This is a genomic window from Pseudomonas sp. MF08831 (genome assembly GCF_059862645.1).
Window position 1 is genome coordinate 272035 of the sequence record NZ_JCBCUX010000004.1, and the last position, 19985, is coordinate 292019.

Genomic DNA, 19985 nt, shown 5'->3' on the forward strand with positions numbered 1-19985 from the left:
CAGGTTTCTCTACGGCTTGATGAATGGTGCCTTTTGAGCCCCGCACCGGACTTTCTCTCTAACTCGGTACAAATGTGGGAGCGGGCTTGCTCGCGAATGCGGCGGATCAGTAATGAATCTGTCGACTGACACTCCGTTTTCGCGAGCAAGCCCGCTCCCACATTTTTGACCGTGTTCAGTCAGCGACTCCGTCTCAGCACTCGTTCAAGCCTTCACGAAACCGCAGCGCCATCTTCTTCAGCTCCTGGCGCCAGCTCTCCAGCTCTTCGCGACTCAGCGGCTTGGGCTCATCCTCTTGCAGGGCAACAGCGACGATCAGCGGCTGCGTCACGTCCCCCTTGGGCACATGAGGAATACGTGGCGGCTGGAACATGTCGGCATGTGCCTTGAGCAGGCGGGCCACCCAGCTGTCGGGGCTTTGGGCCATTTCCACCAACTCGGCCAGCTCAGGAATGGCCATGCTCTCCAGCACTTCCCGGTTCATGATCAGTTCTGCACGCGGCGAACCGGCCTGGGGCAAACGGTAGAACCCGGCGATTTCATGGCACAGCCCCAACAGGGCGCCGTAGAGGTGGAACAATGCAGCCTCACGCCCCGCCTGGACCAGCGCGATGGCGTTCATCTCCTTCCCTTCCTCGGCACGGCCAAGGGCTTCCAGGGACAAACCCGCGAAGTAAATTTTTTGATTGGTACGGGTATAGAGTTCGTTGGCCATAACGGCAGTCTCCACAACGAAATAAGCCTGATGCTGGCTCAACAGTGTCACGGATCAGCCGAGACTCCTGCAAGCGCAAAAAAAGGCCGCCCATGCAGGCGGCCTTTGTATTTCGCAGCGTAGTCGATCAAGCGCCCTGGCGCTTGTCCTCGACCTTCCACTTGCCGCCGTCGTAGAACGCTTTCCAGCCCGTAGGCTTGCCGTCCACTTCGGTCTGCACGTACTGCTCCTTGGTTTTGCGGCTGTAGCGGATCACGGCCGGGCGACCGTCGGGATCCTTCTTCGGCGCTTCGCACAGGAAGTGGTACTTCGGGTCGATCTCGTCTTTGTGCGGTACGATTTCCAGCACCAGCGGCGCACGGGTCTCGCGGTTTTTCGGGAACTGGCTGGCCGCCAGGAACAACCCCGAGGCGCCGTCACGCAGAATGTAGGTGTCGTTGACCTTCTCGCACTTGAGTTCAGGCATCTTCACCGGGTCCATCTTCGGCGGCGCCGCGTCACCGCTTTTCAGCAGTTTGCGGGTGTTCTTGCACGTCGGGTTGGTGCAACCGAAGAACTTGCCGAAACGGCCGGTCTTGAGCTGCATCTCACTGCCGCACTTGTCGCATTCCAGGCTCGGGCCTTCGTAGCCCTTGATGCGGTAGCTGCCCTCTTCGATTTCGTAGCCGTCGCAATCCGGGTTGTTACCGCAGATGTGCAACTTGTGCTTCTCGTCGAGCAAGTAGGCATCCATTGCCGTGCTGCAGATCGGGCAACGGTGCTTGCCACGCAATACCAGCGACTCGGATTCACCCTCGTCGTCAGCAGCGATTTCATCACCCGGCACCAGATTGACGGTGGCCTTGCAGCGCTCTTTCGGCGGCAGGCTGTAGCCCGAGCAACCGAGGAACACGCCGGTGGACGCAGTACGAATCTGCATCGGACGGCCGCAGGTCAGGCACGGGATGTCAGTCATCACCGGCTGGTTGGCACGCATGCCGCTTTCAGGGCTTTCGGCCACTTCGAGCTTCTTCTTGAAGTCGCCGTAGAACTCATCCAGTACGTTTTTCCAGTCGCGTTCGCCCTGGGCCACGTCATCGAGGTTCTCTTCCATGCCGGCGGTGAAGCCGTAGTCCATCAGGTTGGAGAAGCTCTCGGACAGGCGCTCGGTAACGATGTCGCCCATCTTTTCCGAGTAGAAACGACGGTTGTGCAGCGCGACGTAGCCGCGGTCCTGGATGGTCGAGATGATCGCCGCGTAGGTCGAAGGACGACCGATACCGCGTTTTTCCATCTCTTTTACCAGGCTGGCTTCCGAATAACGCGCCGGCGGCTTGGTGAAGTGCTGGGACGGGTCGAGCTTGATCAGCTTCAACGTGTCGCCCTGGGCCATGTCCGGCAGCACATCGTCATCGCCAGGCTTGGCGATTTGCGGCATCACGCGGGTGTAGCCGTCGAACTTGAGGATACGGCCCTTGGCACGCAGCTCGAAGTCGCCAGCACCGACACTGACGGTGGTGGACAGGTATTGCGCCGGCAACATTTGGCAGGCCAGGAACTGGCGCCAGATCAGCTCGTAAAGGCGCTCAGCGTCGCGCTCCATGCCGGTCAGCTTGCTTGGCTCGGTATTGGCGTCGGAAGGACGAATCGCTTCGTGAGCCTCCTGTGCGCCTTCCTTGCTGCTGTAGACGTTCGGCTTCTCCGGCAGGTACTTCTTGCCGAATTCGGTTTCAATATAAGTACGCGCCATCGCCACCGCGTCTTGCGACAGGTTGGTGGAGTCGGTACGCATATACGTGATGTAACCAGCTTCATACAGACGCTGAGCCATCATCATGGTTTTCTTCACACCAAAGCCCAGGCGGTTACTCGCGGCCTGTTGCAGGGTGGAGGTGATGAACGGCGCCGACGGCTTGCTGCTGGTCGGTTTGTCTTCACGCTTGACGATGCTGTAGCTGGAAGCCTTGAGCTTCTCCAGCGCGGCCATGGCCTGGGCTTCGTTCAGCGGCTTGAAGGCCTCGCCTTTCTCGCGGGCCACTTCAAAGCGCACGTTGGCACCCTTGGCGGTGCCGAGGTCAGCGTGGACTTCCCAGTACTCTTCAGGGTTGAACGCACGAATCTCGCGCTCACGCTCCACCACCAGCTTTACCGCCACCGATTGCACACGACCGGCCGACAGGCCACGGGCAATCTTGGCCCACAGCAGTGGCGAGACCATGTAACCCACCACGCGGTCGAGAAAACGACGGGCCTGTTGAGCGTTCACACGATCGATGTCCAGTTCGCCCGGCTTGGAGAAGGCTTCCTGGATGGCTTTCTTGGTGATTTCGTTGAACACCACACGCTTGTAGCGGCTGTCATCACCGCCGATGGCTTCGCGCAGGTGCCAGGCAATGGCTTCCCCTTCGCGGTCCAAGTCGGTTGCGAGATAGATGGTGTCAGCATCCTTGGCGAGCCGGCGCAGCTCTTCGATGACCTTTTCCTTGCCGGGAAGGATCTCGTACTTGGCCTTCCAGCCATGTTCCGGGTCTACACCCATGCGCGAGACCAGCTGCTTGCGCGCTTTCTCTTTAGGCGTGAGCACCGGACCTTCGCCCGCAGCCGCCTTGCCGCGCTTGGCGGCAGGCTCCTTGCTGGCGCTAGCCGAACCGCTGGTGGGCAGGTCTCGGATATGGCCGATACTCGACTTCACCACGTACTCGTTGCCCAAGTACTTGTTGATGGTCTTGGCCTTAGCCGGGGATTCCACAATGACCAGCGATTTGCCCATGGATCGGAAAATTCCTGAATTCGAGAAGTGAAAGGCAGTTGGCGCCTGTCGCGGCAACGCTATATATAGTGGCAACAAGGTGAGGTCAAGCGCAGCATTCTGCGCGACCTGCCGTTATTGCCCTGAAAAAAGACTGGGTTCGGCCTGGACCAAAGCAAAGCGCGGGACCTGCTCGCCGTCAACTTCGACGGTCTCCAGGAACATGCTCAATGGGCGCACCCAAAAGCCGTAATCGCCATACAGTGCTTGGTAAAACACCACTTCTTCTTCGGTCTCGGAGTGCCGCGCCACGTTAAAAACGCGGTACTGCGGCCCCTTATAATGTTGGTAGAGCCCTGGTTCGACTTTCATGCTCTGGCCCTCTTACAAAATTTGTTGAAAAAAAATATTAAAAATTCCAAAAAACAAAAACCGGGGCACTGGGCCCCGGCTTCCGTCAACGCAACGCTTAGACGCGTTCGAAGACGGTGGAAATGCCTTGGCCGAGACCAATGCACATGGTTGCAACCCCAAGGTTGCCGCCATTTTGCTTCATCACGTTAAGCAAAGTGCCGGAAATACGTGCACCGGAGCAACCGAATGGGTGGCCCAGGGCAATCGCACCGCCGTGCAGGTTAACCTTCTCGTTCATCTTGTCGAGTACTTTCAAATCTTTCAGCACTGGCAGGGCCTGTGCGGCGAAAGCTTCGTTGAGCTCGAAGAAGTCGATATCGGAGATGGTCAGGCCCGCGCGCTTCAAGGCTTTTTGTGTGGCCGGTACTGGACCATAGCCCATGATTGCCGGGTCCACACCCGCCACGGCCATCGAACGGATCACGGCCATCGGCTGGATACCCAGGTCCTGGGCACGCTGCGCCGACATCACGATCATGCACGAAGCACCGTCGGTGATTTGCGACGAAGTACCGGCTGTCACGGTGCCGCCCTTTGGATTGAAGGCAGGTTTCAAGGCTGCCAGGCTTTCCAGGGTGGTGTCCGGACGAATGGTTTCGTCGTAGTCGAACAGTTTCAGGAAACCATTTTCGTCATAGCCGTTCATCGGGATGATTTCATCCTTGAACTTGCCTTCCACCGTCGCCTTGTGGGCGAGCTGGTGGGAGCGCAGGCCGAACGCGTCCTGGGCTTCGCGGGTAATGCCGTGCATTTTGCCGAGCATTTCTGCGGTGAGGCCCATCATGCCCGAGGCTTTTGCCGCGTACAGCGACATGTGCGGGTTAGGGTCAACGCCGTGCATCATGCTGACGTGGCCCATGTGCTCCACGCCGCCGACCACGAACACATCGCCGTTGCCGGTCATGATCGCTTGGGCAGCGGTGTGCAGCGCGCTCATCGAGGAGCCACACAGGCGGCTGACGGTCTGGCCAGCGGCGGTGTGCGGGATCTGGGTCATCAAAGACGCCATGCGCGCGATGTTCCAGCCCTGCTCCAGGGTCTGGTTGACGCAGCCCCAGATCACGTCTTCGACTTCGTTCGGATCGACCTTGACGTTACGTTCCAGCAATTTGCTGATCAGGTGCGCCGACATGTCTTCGGCGCGGGTGTTGCGGTGCATGCCGCCCTTGGAGCGGCCCATCGGTGTGCGACCGAAGTCGACAATCACCACGTCTCTTGGATTCAAGCTCATAAATATTCTCGCTCTATTCGTCTGGGCGCTTAACCGAAGAAGCTCTGGCCATTTTTGGCCATTTCACGCAGCTTCGCGGTCGGGTGGTACAGCGGGCCCAGATCAGCGTATTTGTCAGCCAGGGCAACGAACTCGGCCACACCGATCGAATCGATGTAACGCAGCGCACCACCACGGAATGGAGGGAAACCAATACCGTACACCAGGCCCATATCGGCTTCGGCGGCGGTTTCAACGATGCCGTCTTCCAGGCAACGTACGGTTTCCAGGCACAGGGCGATCATCATCCAGTTGATGATGTCCTCATCGGACACCTCACGCTGCTCGTAGATGACCGGCGCGAGCACTTCGTGAACCGAAGGGTCGGCCACTTTCTTCTGCTTGCCCTTCTTGTCGGCCTCGTAGGCGTAGAAGCCCTTGCCGTTCTTCTGGCCCAGACGCTTGGCTTCGTAGAGTGCGTCGATCGCCGAACGGCGGTCGTCTTTCATGCGGTCCGGGAAGCCTTCAGCCATGACGTCACGACCGTGGTGGCCGGTGTCGATGCCGACCACGTCCATCAGGTACGCCGGGCCCATTGGCCAGCCGAATTTTTCCATGACTTTGTCGATACGTACAAAGTCCACACCGGCGCTGACCAGCTTGGCGAAACCGCCGAAGTACGGGAACAGCACGCGGTTGACCAAAAAGCCCGGGCAGTCGTTAACGACGATCGGGTTCTTGCCCATTTTCTTGGCGTAGGCAACGGTGGTGGCAATCGCCAGCTCGCTGGACTTCTCGCCACGGATCACTTCCACCAGCGGCATCATGTGTACCGGGTTGAAGAAGTGCATGCCGACGAAGTTTTCCGGACGCTTGAGGGCCTTGGCCAGCAAGCTGATGGAAATGGTCGAAGTGTTCGAGGCCAGAATGGTGTCTTCTTTAACCTGAGCTTCCACTTCCGCCAGTACGGCTTGCTTGACCTTCGGGTTCTCGACAACCGCTTCGACCACCAGGTCGACGTGGCCGAAATCGCCGTAGGACAGCGTAGGACGAATGCCGTTAAGCACTTCAGCCATCTTCGCTGCGGTCATGCGACCTTTATCAACGCGGCCCACCAGCAGCTTGGCGGCTTCCGCCAGGCCTTGCTCAATGCCGTGTTCGTTGATGTCTTTCATCAGGATCGGCGTGCCTTTGGAGGCCGACTGATAAGCGATACCGCCGCCCATGATACCGGCGCCGAGTACGGCAGCCTGTTTCACGTCTTTGGCGATTTCGTCGTAGGCCTTGGCCTTTTTCTTCAGTTCCTGATCGTTCAGGAACAGACCGATCAGGCTCTGGGCTGCCGAGGTTTTCGCCAGTTTGACGAAACCTGCAGCTTCCACTTCCAGGGCTTTGTCGCGACCGAAGTTCGCGGCCTTCTGGATGGTCTTGATCGCTTCAACCGGCGCCGGGTAGTTCGGGCCGGCCTGGCCTGCCACGAAACCTTTGGCGGTTTCGAACGACATCATTTGTTCGATGGCGTTGAGCTTGAGTTTTTCAAGCTTCGGCTGACGCTTGGCCTTGTAGTCAAATTCGCCGCTGATGGCGCCTTTGATCAGGTTCAGTGCAGCTTCGGCGAGTTTGTCCGGGGCAACCACAGCATCGACGGCACCGACTTTCAGCGCGTCTTCCGCTTTGTTTTCCTTGCCGGCGGCAATCCACTCGATGGCGTTGTCGGCACCGATGATGCGCGGCAGGCGCACGGTGCCGCCGAAACCTGGGTAGATGCCCAGTTTGACTTCAGGCAGGCCGATTTTGGCGGTGGCCGACATGACACGGAAGTCTGCGGCCAGGCACATTTCCAGACCGCCGCCCAACGCGATGCCATTGATCGCGGCGACGGTTGGCACGTTGAGGTCTTCGAAATCGCTGAAAATCTTGTTGGCTTCGAGGTTGCCAGCCACCAGCTCGGCATCGGGCAGCTTGAAGTTGTCGACGAATTCGGTGATGTCAGCACCGACGATAAACACGTCCTTGCCGCTGGAGACGATCACGCCCTTGACCGAAGCATCTGCTTTGATGGTGTCTACGGCCTGACGCAGTTCGTTCAGGGTTAGACGGTTGAACTTGTTGACGGACTCACCCTTGAGGTCGAATTTCAATTCGACGATGCCACTTTCAAGAGCCTTAACCGTGATGGCTTTACCTTCGTAAATCATCAACTGATCTCCACGATATGGAAGCTGAACAGTACACATTGGACGCTGGCCTCTGGTTGGACATTGATTATTGGGTCAATGCTCATGCCAATCCGCCAGGCACACCCGCCAACGCGCTAGTCGGGGTTCTGTATGAGCGGTCTGACAGACAAACGCTCAATTCATACGCCCGTTTGATTTGGGTACGTCACCTTCATCCAATTCCGGGCAATTGTCAATCGCTCGAAAGGCTAGGAAAAACGCGACTTTCCAGTCAGTTCAGAAACCAGGCCCACGGCTTACGCCGCGCCAATATTCGACTATTCACGAAATCAATAACGAAAATTATGTGGGAAAAGGCTGTACAGAACAGGATATGCCGCTAGGCTAGCGACAACCTTAATGCGCCTGGATGAACATCCGACGCATGCGTTACAGATTTACCGGCCTGCCTGGCCAACTCCAGCCCGATGATGATGTCGGGCTTTTTATTGCCTGGGTTTTATTCGGTAGGCATCAAGCCAGGGCCTTGAGCAACGCATCAATATCCTTCAACACGCTCGCCTCGCCCTTCTCGCCCCAGTACAGGGCGATCATTTGTTTGTCCGCCTCGACCTTGTAGACGTTATCCGGCAGGGTCGCAAAATGTGCCAACAACGTTTCATCGACGCACACTTCGCGCCACTGATTGACCCAAACCCCGGGCTCCAGCTGCCAGTAACACCAAAGGGCCGGCGCACTTGCGCGGCGCGGTCGGCAGTACTGCGCGCAAGGGCTTGGCGGCTCGTGCTTGAGCCAGTACGGCCAGTCCTGCGGCGCCAATTGCATGGCCAGGCCGATGCGGCGCGCCTCCATGCGCAGGGCCATGCGCCCGCTCTGATGGCGCGAGGGACGCAACCAGGCCAGAGGGCTCAGCACCACGAGAAGGATTGACACCACTATCCAGACCGTCATATGTGTACTCCCGAATTTCTAGATGAGCGGATTTGACCTGACGCCACCCCATCCGCTTGAAAGCAGCCATACTGAACTTATTGCAGTCCCCTGGAGGAACGCGCCATGCCCAACGAACACTCCTACAAACATATCCTGGTCGCTGTCGATCTGACCGAAGAGTGCGACCCAGTGATCAAGCGCGCGCAGGCTTCAGCAATCGCCAACGGCGCCAAGCTGTCACTCGTGCATATCGTCGAGCCTATGGCCATGGCGTTTGGTGGCGACGTGCCCATGGACCTTTCCCAGTTGCAGCAACAACAATTTGACCAGGCCAAAGAGCGCCTGGACCGGTTGATCCTCAAGTACCCGGAAGTAACCAAGGAAAATTCCCACCTCACCTACGGCCAGCCTCGTCAGGAAATCCACCACCTGGCCAAGGAACAGGGCTGTGACCTGATCGTGGTCGGCAGCCACGGCCGTCATGGCCTGGCGCTGCTGCTGGGCTCGACTGCCAATGACGTACTGCACGGTGCGCCGTGTGATGTGCTGGCAGTGAAACTGGTAAAAAATACGTAAGCACGGCGCTAACCAACTGTGGGAGCGGGCTTGCTCGCGAAAGCATTCTGTCAGTTGACGCATCCGGCGACTGATGTACCGATTTCGCGAGCAAGCCCGCTCCCACATTTCTAATCGCACTCCATATAAAAAGCCCGGCGTTCATACAAATGGGCGCCGGGCTTTTTTAGTGCGCTTGAATCAATCAGGCATCCAGCTCGGCCCAACGCTCAACCAACACTTCCAGCTCCTGGTTCAACGTTTCCAGGGAAGCAATGACCTTGGCAGTTTCAGCCGCCGGACGCAGGTAGAAACCTGCGTCCGCCATTTCTGCTTCTACTGCGGCAATCTGCTGTTCCTTGGCGTCGATATCGCCCGGCAAGGCCTCCAGCTCACGTTGCAGCTTGTAGCTGAGCTTTTTCTTGGTCGACGGTGCAGCGTCCTGGGCCGGAGCAGCAGCGCCAGCCACTGGCGCAACGACGGCGGAGGTCAGGTCGGCCTTGCCGGACTTGCTCTCGGTCACGCCCAGCAGGCGCGGCGAGCCGCCTTGACGCAGCCAGTCCTGATAACCACCGACGTATTCACGCACCTTGCCTTCGCCTTCGAAGACCAGGGTGCTGGTGACCACGTTGTCGAGGAATGCCCGGTCGTGGCTGACCATCAGCACGGTGCCGTTGAAGGTCAGCAAGACCTCCTCCAGCAGTTCAAGGGTTTCCACGTCGAGGTCGTTGGTCGGTTCGTCGAGCACCAGCAGGTTGGCCGGCTTGCTGAACAGCTTGGCCAGCAGCAGGCGCGCACGCTCACCACCGGACAAGGCTTTCACCGGCGTACGTGCGCGTTGCGGGCTGAACAGGAAGTCGCCCAGGTAGCTCAGCACGTGGCGGCTCTGGCCGTCGATGTCGATAAAGTCGCGGCCTTCGGCGACGTTGTCGATCACGGTTTTTTCCAGGTCCAACTGATGGCGCAACTGATCGAAGTAGGCCACGTCGATGCGCGTACCTTCTTCCACCGTGCCGCTGGTCGGTTGCAGACCATTGAGCATCAGCTTGAGCAAGGTGGTCTTGCCGGTGCCGTTGGCGCCCAGCAGGCCGATACGGTCGCCGCGCTGCAGCACCATCGAGAAGTCCTTGATCAGGAACGGGCCGTCCGGGTGATGGAAGCTGACGTTCTCCAGCACCATCACCTGCTTGCCCGACTTGTCGGCGGTATCCAGCTGGATATTGGCCTTGCCGGTGCGTTCACGGCGCTCGCTGCGCTCAACACGCAGGGCTTTCAAGGCGCGTACGCGACCTTCGTTACGGGTGCGACGGGCCTTGATGCCCTGGCGGATCCAGACTTCTTCCTGAGCCAGCTTTTTGTCGAACAGCGCGTTGGCGGTTTCTTCAGCGGCCAGCGTGGCCTCTTTGTGCACCAGGAAGCTGGCGTAGTCGCCGTTCCAGTCGATCAGGCCGCCACGGTCCAGTTCGAGGATGCGCGTGGCCAGATTCTGCAGGAAGGAACGGTCGTGCGTGATGAACAGCACGGCGCCCTGGAAATCCTTGAGGGCTTCTTCCAGCCAGGCGATTGCGCCGATATCCAAGTGGTTGGTGGGTTCGTCGAGCAGCAACAAATCCGGCTCGGACACCAGCGCCTGGGCCAGCAGCACGCGACGACGCCAGCCGCCGGACAACTCGGCGAGGGTCTTGTCGGCCGGCAGCTGCAGGCGGCTCAGGGTACTGTCGACCAGTTGCTGCAAGCGCCAGCCGTCACGGGCTTCGAGGTCTTGCTGGACGTGCATCAGCTTGTCCAGGTCCTCTTCGGTGACGCAGTTCTGCGCCAGGTGATGGTATTGCGCGAGCAACTCGCCAACGCCGTCCAGGCCTTCGGCAACCACGTCGAACACTGTCCGTCCGTCGGCCACCGGCAATTCTTGCGGCAATTCGCCGATCTTCAGGCCCGGGGCACGCCAAACAGAGCCGTCATCGGGCTTCTGATCGCCTTTAACCAGCTTCATCATGCTGGACTTGCCGGTGCCGTTGCGGCCGATGATGCACACCCGCTCACCACGGGCGATCTGCCAGGACACCTTGTCCAACAACGGCATAGCGCCGAAAGCAAGGGACACATCGCTGAATTTGAGCAGGGTCATACGCTTCTCCAAAAACTGGGCGCGCATTCTACCTGACTTGAAGGTGGGATGCGGTCGGCATTTTCGCTGTCGACACGTTCTGCAGGACATTTACGATGAACTTCAGCCAGCCGGCCGGCAAAGCTTTCGCCGGTCGCTGGCAAAAGGCTAAGCTAGGGGCAATCAGTGTCGGCGGTGCCGGTGCTAGTCGTGATTTCTCTGCACGGACGTCTCATGCGCAGTCGCCTTTTCAACTTTTTATCTTGTCTGCTTCTTTCCGCCACCGCCGTTCAATCCGCCCAGGCCGTGGACCTCACCACCCAACGTCAATATTACGATGAAGCCAAACGCGCCCTCGCCAAAGGCGACAGCGGGCCGTACATGCAATACAGCCAGGCCCTGGCCGACTACCCGCTCACGCCGTACCTGGCCTATGACGAGCTGACCGCGCGCCTGAAAACCGCGAGCAACGAGGAAATCGAACAGTTCCTCGCTAAAAACGGTGACCTGCCCCAGGCCAACTGGATGAAGCTGCGCTGGTTGCGCTGGCTGGCCGACCGTGGCGACTGGCAGACGTTCGAAAAGTACTACGACGCCAAACTCAATTTCGTCGAACTGGACTGCCTGCATGGTCAGTACCAGCTCACCCATAACTTGAAAGCCGAAGGCTACAAGACCACCGAAAAACTCTGGCTGACCGGCAAATCCCAACCCGCCGCGTGTGACGCCACGTTCGGCCAGTGGGCCGCCGATGGCCAACTCACTGAACAGAAAATCTGGGACCGCGCCAAGCTCGCCGCCGAAGCACGCAACTACGCGCTGGCCAACAGCCTGGTGAAAACCCTGCCGACCCTCGGCGCCCAAGGCCGCCTGATGGTCGACGTGGCGCAAAAGCCGGACATGCTCAGCGACCCGTCGCGCTTCCTGCCGGCCAACGAGGCGATGTCTGACGCCGTCGGCCTGGGCCTGCGCCGCCTGGCACGCCAGGACCCGGACAAGGCCATGGCGCTGCTCGACGGCTACGCCAGCAGCATGCACTTCTCGCGTGACGAAAAGGTGTCGATCGCCCGCGAAATCGGCTTGACCCTGGCACGCCGCTACGACCCGCGCGCGCTGGACGTGATGACCAAATACGACCCCGAGCTGCGTGACAACACCGTCTCCGAATGGCGCCTGCGCCTGCTGCTGCGTCTGGCACGCTGGGAAGATGCCTACCAGTTGACCCGCAAACTCCCACAAGACCTGGCGACCACCAACCGCTGGCGTTACTGGCAAGCGCGCAGCCTGGAGCTGGCCGAGCCGAAAAACCCGCAGCCGCTGGTGCTGTACAAAAACCTTGCACAAGAACGGGATTTCTACGGTTTCCTTGCCGCCGACCGCTCCAAAGCGCCGTATCAGCTGAAAAACAAGCCGCTGGTGATGAGCCAGGCGCTGGTCAACAAGGTCCGAAACACGCCCGGCGTACGCCGCGCGCTGGAGTTCTATGCACGTGGCCAGATTGTCGATGGCCGCCGCGAGTGGTACCACGTCAGCCGCCACTTCAACCGCGATGAAATGGTCGCCCAGGCCAAGCTTGCCTACGACATGAAGTGGTACTTCCCGGCGATCCGCACCATCAGCCAGGCCCAATACTGGGATGACCTGGATATCCGCTTCCCGATGGCCCACCGTGACACCTTGGTGCGTGAGGCCAAGGTGCGCGGCCTGCATTCCAGCTGGGTGTTTGCCATTACCCGCCAGGAAAGTGCCTTCATGGACGACGCGCGCTCCGGCGTCGGCGCCAGCGGCCTGATGCAACTGATGCCCGGCACCGCCAAGGAAACCGCGCGCAAGTTCAGCATCCCACTGGCCTCCCCGGCCCAGGTACTGGACCCGGACAAAAACATCCAGCTTGGCGCCGCCTACCTGAGCCAGGTGCACAGCCAGTTCAACGGCAACCGCGTGCTTGCCTCCGCCGCCTACAACGCCGGCCCAGGGCGTGTACGCCAATGGCTGCGCGGTGCTGATCACCTGAGTTTTGATGTGTGGGTGGAAAGCATCCCGTTCGACGAAACCCGCCAGTACGTGCAGAACGTACTGTCTTATTCGGTCATCTACGGGCAAAAGCTCAACTCACCGCAGCCGTTGGTGGATTGGCATGAGCGGTATTTTGACGATCAGTAAGGTTGACTGACGAAGAGCCTGTTGCGGTTTTTTCCGGTACGGGGCCCGGCTTGGCCAGCAGGTTTAATGTGGCCAGCAGGCTTGTCGTGGCGAGCAGGCTTGCCCTGGGCTGGAGTGCGAAGCGCTCCCATCCAGGCGCCTCGGCATAACCGCTCAAACCGGGTAGACAGGTTTTGGGGCTGCTACGCAGCCCAACGCGGGACAAGCCCGCTCGCCACAACATGCCTACTTGCCACAACAAGCTTGCTCACCACAACAAGCCTACTTGCCACACCAAGCCCGCTCGCCACATCCGGCCTGCTAGCCACAACAGGCCTGCTCACCACAGGAACAGCGCAATGCAGGCCGGCTATGCCTCGCTTTTCGCGACCTCATCACCATCATTGAACTGCAACGCCGCCAACCGCGCATACAAAGGATTGCTCGCGATCAGTTGCTGATGCGTGCCCACCGCCACCAGCTTGCCCTGGTCCATCACCGCAATGCGGTCGGCGTTTTTCACCGTTGCCAATCGATGCGCAATCACCAACGTGGTGCGGCCCTGCATCAGTTGCGGCAATGCCTGCTGAATCAAATGCTCGCTCTGGGCATCCAGTGCGCTGGTGGCTTCGTCCAACAGCAGAATCGGCGCGTCCACCAACAATGCACGGGCGATGGCCAGGCGTTGGCGCTGGCCGCCGGAGAGGCCCATGCCGCCGTCGCCAAGGTGAGTCTGATAGCCCTGGGGCATTTGCAGGATGAAGTCGTGGGCATGGGCGATGCGCGCCGCAGCCTCGACCTGCGCGGTGGTGGCGGACGGGTTGCCGTAGCGGATGTTTTCTTCGACGCTGCCGAAAAACAGCGCCGGGCTTTGGGACACCAATGCGAAGTGGCGGCGCAGGTCCATCGGGTCGAGCGCGGTCAGCGCGTGGCCTTCGAGCAGAATGCGGCCGTGCTGGGGATCATAAAAACGCAGCAGCAGGTCGAAGATCGTGGATTTACCGGCGCCGGACGGCCCGACCAGTGCCAGGGTTTCGCCGGGATTAATGGTCAGGCTCAAACCATCGATGGCATAGCTGTCCGGGCGCGACGGGTAGGAAAAGCGCAGGTCTTGCAGTTCCATGCGGCCGCTGACACGCTCCGGTAACCGTACGGTGCCATCGGCTGGAGCCTGAATTTCATTGCTCGACTGCAACAACTCGCCAATCCGCTCGGCAGCACCGGCGGCGCGTTGCAGTTCGCCAAGTACTTCGCTTAACGTGCCGACCGCACTGCCGACGATCAGGCTGTAAAACACGAACGCGGCCAGCTCACCGCCGGAAATGCGCCCGCCAATCACGTCCATCCCGCCAACCCACAGCATCACGCCAACGGCGCCGAGCACCAGCATGATCACCAGCGTAATCAGCCAGGCGCGTTGCACGATCCGTTTGCGCGCGGTGGCAAAGGCCTCTTCCACGGTAACGGCAAAACGCTGCTCGTCCTGGACCTGATGGTTGTAGGCCTGCACGGTCTTGATCTGGCCGAGGGTCTCGGACACATAACTGCCGACGTCAGCGATACGGTCCTGGCTCAGGCGCGAGAGGCTACGCACACGCCGGCCGAAAATCAGGATCGGCGCCAATACAAGCGGCAGCGCGATTACCACGATACTGGTGAGCTTGGGGTTGGTGACAAACAGCAGCACGATGCCGCCGATGACCATCAGGGCGTTGCGCAGGAACAGCGACAGCGAGGAGCCGATCACCGATTGCAACAAGGTGGTGTCGGTGGTCAACCGCGACTGGATTTCCGAGCTGCGATTGTTTTCGTAAAAGCCGGGGTGCAGATAGATCAAATGGTTGAACACTTGGCGGCGAATATCCGCCACCACCCGCTCGCCGATCCACGACACCAGGTAAAACCGCGCAAACGTACCCACAGCCAGGCCCAGCACCAGAATCATGAACAGGCCAATGGATTGGTTGAGCAGGTGCGGCGACTGCGTCATGAAACCCTGGTCGACCAGCAGGCGAATGCCCTGCCCCATGGACAAGGTGATGCCTGCCGTGACGATCAGCGCCAGCAAGGCACCCAGCGCCTGCCAACGGTAGGGCGCGATAAAGCGGCTGGCCAAGCGGATCGCACGGCGTTGACGGACTGAGAACATGGAGGGCATCACCTGCGCAGGGGAGATAAGTATCTACACCACAACATTGGGGGAACTTGAGTAAATAACAATGAGTCAGGTTAATTATGCCCGCCGATGCTGATCCCTAGAGGTTATCGGTCTAACCCCCAGCTGGAAATTTGTATCGCTTTCTGGTGGACTGGTCGTTCGAACCGGTGACTTTGTAAGGAGTTGTAATAGCTTGGTCACGCGGGGGGCTTAATGTAAGAAACACAGTAGGTACACAACCTGATGAGGAGACAGGCCATGACCTTGCAAAACAGCAGCGATGCCAAGATTGAAGTAATCCGCCAACCGCAGCATCTGCCTTGCTCCGTGATCGACGCTCAAGGCCGCGAAGTGCAGATTACCGAAGAGATGATCCAGCAAGCGTGCCGCGAACTGGAACAGCGCCTGGTCAAGCCTGCGCAGCAAGGCTGATACGCCCGAGCTCTTTCAAACCCGGCCCCTGTGGCCGGGTTTTTTATGCCTTGCGTATGCGCACGCCCTCTGCCGGCGCGTTGCGTTAAAGCAGTTCGGCGCCCAGGGCGGTGACGATCGCCGACAGCGCGGCAGAGTCGCCATTGATTCGCACCTTCAAGCCGTCAATCTCACGGCGCTGCGGATAATGCTTGCGCAGCAGGTCGAACGCCTTGCGTTGCTCGCCCACAGAGCCTACGAGGCTACGGCGAAAATCCGCGTCATCACGGCGCGGGTCGTACACGCTGCGGCACAAGGTCGCCAACGCCCAGGCCGGGTCGGTCGAAGCGTTCAAGTGCACCTCGGCCAGCCAGGGCTGCGGCAGCAGATCGCTTAGCTGGATGCTCGGCGCCTGGCCCAGATGGGCGCAGAACGCCTGATAAATCTGTGCAGTGCCGCGCTGCTTGCCGTCGAGGCTGTACCCGGCGATATGCGCAGTGGCCAGCACACACAGGTCAGCCAGGTCGGCGTCCACTTCCGGCTCACCCTCCCACACGTCCAGCACGGCCTGCAGGTCCTCGCGCGCCAGCAACACTTCGCGCAGGGCCGCGTTATCCACCACCGGACCACGGCTGGCATTGATCAGCCAGGCGCCAGGCTTGAGGCGGTTGAGGCGCTCGCGGTCAAACAAATGCCAAGTGGAGCCGTTGCCGGACTTGGTCAGCGGCGTGTGCAGGCTGATGACGTCGCACTGCTGGATGATCTGTTCGAGGCTGACGTAATCGCCGTCTTCAGCGATCTGGCGCGGCGGGTCACACACCAGCACGTTCCAGCCCAGGCCCTTGAGCACCTTGACCAACCGCCCGCCGACTTCACCGGCACCCACAACGCCATAGGTGCGCTGATTGAGGTCAGCGCCTTCGATTTCGGCCAGGGTCTGCAGGCTGCCCAGCACATAGTCCACCACGCCACGCGCATTGCAGCCCGGCGCGCTGGACCAGGTGATGCCGGCCTGCTTGAAGTAATCCAGGTCCAGATGGTCGGTGCCGATGGTGCAAGTGCCGACAAACCGTACCTGTGTGCCTTCCAGTAACGCGCGATTGACGTTGGTCACCGAGCGCACCAGCAGCACGTCGGCCTGCTCGACCGTGGCGCGGTCGATGGACCGGCCGGGCACCCGGCGAATCTCGCCAAACCCTTCGAAGAATGCATCGAGCAGCGGGATATTTTCGTCGGCAACAATCAGCATGGCAGGCTCCTTTCGCGGACCAGCAGTGTACAGGGATGCGACTTGCGTAACACCGCAGATGCCAGGTGGGCAGTGCTTATGTGGGAGCCGGGCTTGCCCGCGATAACATCACCTCGGTAGAGCTGATAGACCGAGGCGTCTGCATCGCAGGCAAGTCCGGCGCCCACATAAGCCAGTACACACAGGATTAACGCGGCTGGCGCAGGAGCGCTTACAAATCGCTAACACAGGTTTTTTCCTGACCGTTGCGTCAGCGCGTAGACTTCGCCGTCCTTTGCAATACTTTTACTGGACACTCGCACGTGAACACCGCCACTACCGCCCTCTCCCGCCCCGCCCGCGTCAGCCGCGAGGTGCGCAGCCTGCTGACCCTGGCCCTGCCGATCATGATCGGCCAACTCGCGACCACCGCCATGGGCTTCGTCGACGCGGTGATGGCCGGGCGCGTAAGCCCGCGAGACCTGGCAGCGGTGGCCCTGGGCAACTCGATCTGGATTCCGGTGTACCTGCTGATGACCGGCACCTTGCTGGCCACCACGCCCAAGGTCGCCCAGCGCTTCGGCGCCGGCCACTACACCGAGATCGGCCCGCTGGTGCGTCAATCGCTGTGGCTGGCCGTGGTGGTCGGGCTCACCGCGCTGCTGATGCTGGTCAGCGCCGAGCCGATCCTGCATGCGATGAATGTCGACCCCGAGCTGATCAAACCGTGCATGGCCTACTTGCACGGCATCGCCTCCGGCATGCCGGCCATCGCCCTGTATTACGTGCTGCGCTGCTTCAGCGATGGCCTGGGCCGCACGCGCCCGAGCATGGTCATGGGCCTGTGCGGGCTGGCGCTGAATATTCCGCTGAACTACGTGTTCATTTATGGCCACTTCGGCGTGCCGGCCATGGGCGGCGTGGGTTGCGGCTGGGCCACGGCAATCGTGATGTGGGTGATGATGCTCGGCCTGGCCGCGTGGACGCGCTGGGCACCGGCCTATCAGAGCAGCGAGTTGTTCAAGCGTTTCGACTGGCCACAATGGTCGGTGATCAAGCGTGTGCTGAGCATCGGCCTGCCGATTGGCATCGCGGTGTTTGCCGAATCGAGCATCTTTGCGGTGATCGCCCTGCTGATCGGCAGCCTGGGCGCCAGCGTAGTGGCCGGACACCAGATCGCGCTGAACTTCAGTTCGCTGGTGTTCATGATCCCTTACTCGCTGAGCATGGCCGTGACCGTGCGTGTCGGCCAGGCCCTGGGCCGCGGCGAGCCGCGTGAGGCGCGTTTCGCCGCTGGAGTCGGCATGGGCACGGCGCTGACCTACGCGTGCCTGTCGTGCAGCCTGATGCTGCTGTTTCGCGAGCAAATTGCCACGATCTACACCCCGGACCCCTCGGTGATCCACGTGGCGTCGATGCTGATCGTGTTTGCGGCGCTGTTCCAGTTTTCGGACGCGATCCAGGTCACGGCCGCTGGCGCGCTGCGGGGCTATCAGGACACACGGGTGACCATGGTGTTGACCTTGTTCGCGTATTGGGGCGTGGGGTTGCCGGTGGGTTACGCGCTGGGGCTGACCGATTGGCTGGGCGCCCCCAGTGGGCCCAGTGGCTTGTGGCAGGGACTGATCGTGGGCTTGAGCTGCGCCGCCGCGATGCTGGTGATCCGCCTGGCACGCAGCGCGCGCCGGCGGATTCGCCTGGTTTAATCGGCCTTCTTGCGAATCCAGTACAGGTACGTACCGGCCTGCTCCTGCTGATCCACCAGTTCGTGGTCAAGGAACACGCAGAATTTGGGAATATCGCGGCGGGTGGACGGGTCGGTCGCAATCACCTTGAGCAAGCCGCCGGGCGGCAAGTCGCGGATGTGCTGGTGCAGCATCATCACCGGCTCCGGGCAGTTGAGGCCGGTGGCGTCGAGCACAGCGTCTGCCGGCAATTCGAGGGGCTGGTTCATACATCACTCCTGAAACGTGCACCGCTCAAATGTGGGAGCGGCGGTTCGACTTGCTCGCGAAGACGCGGGCACATTCAACATAAATTTCGACGGTTATACCGCTTTAGCGAGCAAGCCCGCTGCCACATGGGTCCTGTGGTTACCTCAAGGTGTCAGCGGGACTTCTGTTTCTTCGCATCCACCAGCCGACGCAAGTGGCAGGTCACTTCCTCACGGTCGTGGTACAGCTGCTTGCAGCCGATCTCAACACGAATACCACGCGCCTTGAAGCCGTCTTCGATGCGTTCCAGCAAACGCTTCACCTCGGCGTAACGCTGCTTCATCGGCAACTTCAGGTTCACCACCGCCTCACGGCAATAGCCTTCGCCAATCCAGGTTTCCAGCAGGGCCGCGTTACGCGCCGGCTTCTCGACGATATCGCACACCATCCAGTCCACCGGCTGCTTGGGCACAAAGGTAAAGCCGTCGGCCATCAGGTGCTGAACCAGGCCGGTGTCCATCAGGCTTTCGGCCATTGGGCCGTTGTCGATGGCCGTAACCAACATGCCACGGTTGACCAATTGCCAGGTCCAGCCGCCAGGCGCTGCGCCGAGGTCGACACCGGTCATGTCGCTGTGCAGGCGCTCATCCCACTGGTCGCGGGGGATGAAGTGGTGCCAGGCCTCTTCCAGCTTCAGGGTGGAGCGGCTAGGTGCCTCACGCGGGAACTTGAGGCGCGGGATGCCCATCGGCCACATCGCCGAGTTGTTCGACTCGGCCAGGCCCATGAACACTTCGCGGCCGCTCTTGAACGTCAGCAGCAGGCGCGGCTTGCTCGGGTCGTCGACCAGCTTGCCGGCATTCAGCAAGGCTTTGCGCAGGTGCACTTCGAATTTCTTGCAGAAGTTCGACAGTTCCTTGCCGTCGTTGGTGTCGACCATCTCCAGCCACAGGCTGCCGCACACCGGGAAGCCTTGCAGGTGCGCGAGGATCACGCTGATGCGGTCGGTTTCCGGCAGGTCGATGAACACCCCGCGCGCCCACTGCCTTGGGAAGATCAGCTCGGCAAAGCGCTGGCCGTGCATCAGGCGCTGGACGCCGTCTTCTTCGGTGCAGACAAATTCGGCACACGCGCTGCCGGTCTTGGTCTTGGCATAGCCGGAAACGTTGAGGCGCGCGGCGTGTTCCGCGATCTCGGAACAGACTTCGCCTTCAAAACCCGGCCGGCAGTGCATAAAAAGGGTGTTCATCAACTCTCCTGGTGAATCAAC

Annotated in this window: 15 protein-coding genes; 4 read left to right on the plus strand and 11 right to left on the minus strand. The window is 60.4% G+C overall.

Going from position 1 to position 19985, the window contains the following annotated elements:
- Positions 1 to 193: 193 nt before the first annotated feature.
- The 6 genes from AC19YS_RS10310 to AC19YS_RS10335 form a co-directional block, all read right to left on the minus strand.
- Positions 194 to 715, minus strand: coding sequence for a DUF6586 family protein (locus tag AC19YS_RS10310; protein ID WP_119739194.1), 522 nt, complete (start codon positions 713 to 715; stop codon positions 194 to 196).
- 127 nt (positions 716 to 842) lie between these two features.
- Entirely contained in the window at positions 843 to 3464 is a 2622-nt protein-coding gene (gene topA, locus AC19YS_RS10315; RefSeq protein WP_119739192.1) for a type I DNA topoisomerase, read from the minus strand.
- A gap of 114 nt (positions 3465 to 3578) precedes the next feature.
- Entirely contained in the window at positions 3579 to 3815 is a 237-nt protein-coding gene (locus AC19YS_RS10320; RefSeq protein ID WP_021490990.1) for a DUF1653 domain-containing protein, read from the minus strand.
- 97 nt (positions 3816 to 3912) lie between these two features.
- Positions 3913 to 5088, minus strand: coding sequence for an acetyl-CoA C-acyltransferase FadA (fadA, locus tag AC19YS_RS10325; RefSeq protein ID WP_106576936.1), 1176 nt, complete (start codon positions 5086 to 5088; stop codon positions 3913 to 3915).
- Positions 5089 to 5117: 29 nt separating this feature from the next.
- Positions 5118 to 7265 carry a fatty acid oxidation complex subunit alpha FadB gene (gene fadB / locus AC19YS_RS10330; RefSeq protein WP_124416715.1) on the minus strand — a complete coding sequence of 716 codons (2148 nt, stop codon included), beginning with the start codon at positions 7263 to 7265 and terminating at the stop codon, positions 5118 to 5120.
- Between the two features lie 495 nt (positions 7266 to 7760).
- Positions 7761 to 8198: a hypothetical protein gene (locus AC19YS_RS10335; protein ID WP_106576938.1), complete on the minus strand. Its 438-nt coding sequence runs from the start codon at positions 8196 to 8198 to the stop codon at positions 7761 to 7763.
- Between the two features lie 105 nt (positions 8199 to 8303).
- Between AC19YS_RS10335 and AC19YS_RS10340 the strand changes: the two genes are divergently transcribed.
- A complete protein-coding gene (locus AC19YS_RS10340; RefSeq protein ID WP_106576939.1) occupies positions 8304 to 8756 on the plus strand; it encodes a universal stress protein in 453 nt (150 codons plus the stop codon).
- Between the two features lie 184 nt (positions 8757 to 8940).
- Here AC19YS_RS10340 and AC19YS_RS10345 read toward each other — a convergent pair whose 3' ends face one another.
- On the minus strand, positions 8941 to 10863 hold the full coding sequence (locus AC19YS_RS10345) for an ATP-binding cassette domain-containing protein (protein WP_367241404.1): 1923 nt from the start codon (positions 10861 to 10863) through the stop codon (positions 8941 to 8943).
- A 213-nt stretch (positions 10864 to 11076) separates the two neighbouring features.
- On the opposite strand from AC19YS_RS10345, the gene AC19YS_RS10350 reads away from it, so the two are divergent.
- Positions 11077 to 13005: a transglycosylase SLT domain-containing protein gene (locus AC19YS_RS10350; RefSeq protein ID WP_106576941.1), complete on the plus strand. Its 1929-nt coding sequence runs from the start codon at positions 11077 to 11079 to the stop codon at positions 13003 to 13005.
- Between the two features lie 349 nt (positions 13006 to 13354).
- Here the strand turns inward: AC19YS_RS10350 and AC19YS_RS10355 are convergent, their stop codons facing one another.
- Positions 13355 to 15142 (minus strand): ABC transporter transmembrane domain-containing protein, encoded by a 1788-nt coding sequence (locus AC19YS_RS10355; protein ID WP_169368494.1) that lies wholly within the window; start codon positions 15140 to 15142, stop codon positions 13355 to 13357.
- Between the two features lie 258 nt (positions 15143 to 15400).
- Between AC19YS_RS10355 and AC19YS_RS10360 the strand changes: the two genes are divergently transcribed.
- Positions 15401 to 15574 (plus strand): PA1571 family protein, encoded by a 174-nt coding sequence (locus tag AC19YS_RS10360; RefSeq protein ID WP_027604248.1) that lies wholly within the window; start codon positions 15401 to 15403, stop codon positions 15572 to 15574.
- A gap of 85 nt (positions 15575 to 15659) precedes the next feature.
- Here AC19YS_RS10360 and pdxB read toward each other — a convergent pair whose 3' ends face one another.
- On the minus strand, positions 15660 to 16802 hold the full coding sequence (gene pdxB / locus AC19YS_RS10365) for a 4-phosphoerythronate dehydrogenase PdxB (RefSeq protein ID WP_169368493.1): 1143 nt from the start codon (positions 16800 to 16802) through the stop codon (positions 15660 to 15662).
- Between the two features lie 302 nt (positions 16803 to 17104).
- Between pdxB and AC19YS_RS10370 the strand changes: the two genes are divergently transcribed.
- On the plus strand, positions 17105 to 18487 hold the full coding sequence (locus AC19YS_RS10370; protein ID WP_500601633.1) for an MATE family efflux transporter: 1383 nt from the start codon (positions 17105 to 17107) through the stop codon (positions 18485 to 18487).
- Here AC19YS_RS10370 and tusA read toward each other — a convergent pair.
- Together tusA and rlmM are read right to left on the minus strand one after the other, a co-directional pair.
- Positions 18484 to 18735, minus strand: coding sequence for a sulfurtransferase TusA (tusA, locus tag AC19YS_RS10375; RefSeq protein ID WP_119739175.1), 252 nt, complete (start codon positions 18733 to 18735; stop codon positions 18484 to 18486). The two genes, AC19YS_RS10370 and tusA, sit on opposite strands and share 4 nt — an antisense overlap.
- A gap of 152 nt (positions 18736 to 18887) precedes the next feature.
- On the minus strand, positions 18888 to 19964 hold the full coding sequence (gene rlmM / locus AC19YS_RS10380) for a 23S rRNA (cytidine(2498)-2'-O)-methyltransferase RlmM (protein WP_500601635.1): 1077 nt from the start codon (positions 19962 to 19964) through the stop codon (positions 18888 to 18890).
- Positions 19965 to 19985: the final 21 nt, after the last annotated feature.

Bases quoted from the DNA above. Each gene is read 5' to 3' on its own strand.
- AC19YS_RS10310 (WP_119739194.1), bottom strand. From the start codon at position 715: ATGGCCAACGAACTCTATACCCGTACCAATCAAAAAATTTACTTCGCG.
- topA (WP_119739192.1), bottom strand. From the start codon at position 3,464: ATGGGCAAATCGCTGGTCATTGTGGAATCCCCGGCTAAGGCCAAGACC.
- AC19YS_RS10320 (WP_021490990.1), bottom strand. From the start codon at position 3,815: ATGAAAGTCGAACCAGGGCTCTACCAACATTATAAGGGGCCGCAGTAC.
- fadA (WP_106576936.1), bottom strand. From the start codon at position 5,088: ATGAGCTTGAATCCAAGAGACGTGGTGATTGTCGACTTCGGTCGCACA.
- fadB (WP_124416715.1), bottom strand. From the start codon at position 7,265: ATGATTTACGAAGGTAAAGCCATCACGGTTAAGGCTCTTGAAAGTGGC.
- AC19YS_RS10335 (WP_106576938.1), bottom strand. From the start codon at position 8,198: ATGACGGTCTGGATAGTGGTGTCAATCCTTCTCGTGGTGCTGAGCCCT.
- AC19YS_RS10340 (WP_106576939.1), top strand. From the start codon at position 8,304: ATGCCCAACGAACACTCCTACAAACATATCCTGGTCGCTGTCGATCTG.
- AC19YS_RS10345 (WP_367241404.1), bottom strand. From the start codon at position 10,863: ATGACCCTGCTCAAATTCAGCGATGTGTCCCTTGCTTTCGGCGCTATG.
- AC19YS_RS10350 (WP_106576941.1), top strand. From the start codon at position 11,077: ATGCGCAGTCGCCTTTTCAACTTTTTATCTTGTCTGCTTCTTTCCGCC.
- AC19YS_RS10355 (WP_169368494.1), bottom strand. From the start codon at position 15,142: ATGCCCTCCATGTTCTCAGTCCGTCAACGCCGTGCGATCCGCTTGGCC.
- AC19YS_RS10360 (WP_027604248.1), top strand. From the start codon at position 15,401: ATGACCTTGCAAAACAGCAGCGATGCCAAGATTGAAGTAATCCGCCAA.
- pdxB (WP_169368493.1), bottom strand. From the start codon at position 16,802: ATGCTGATTGTTGCCGACGAAAATATCCCGCTGCTCGATGCATTCTTC.
- tusA (WP_119739175.1), bottom strand. From the start codon at position 18,735: ATGAACCAGCCCCTCGAATTGCCGGCAGACGCTGTGCTCGACGCCACC.
- rlmM (WP_500601635.1), bottom strand. From the start codon at position 19,964: ATGAACACCCTTTTTATGCACTGCCGGCCGGGTTTTGAAGGCGAAGTC.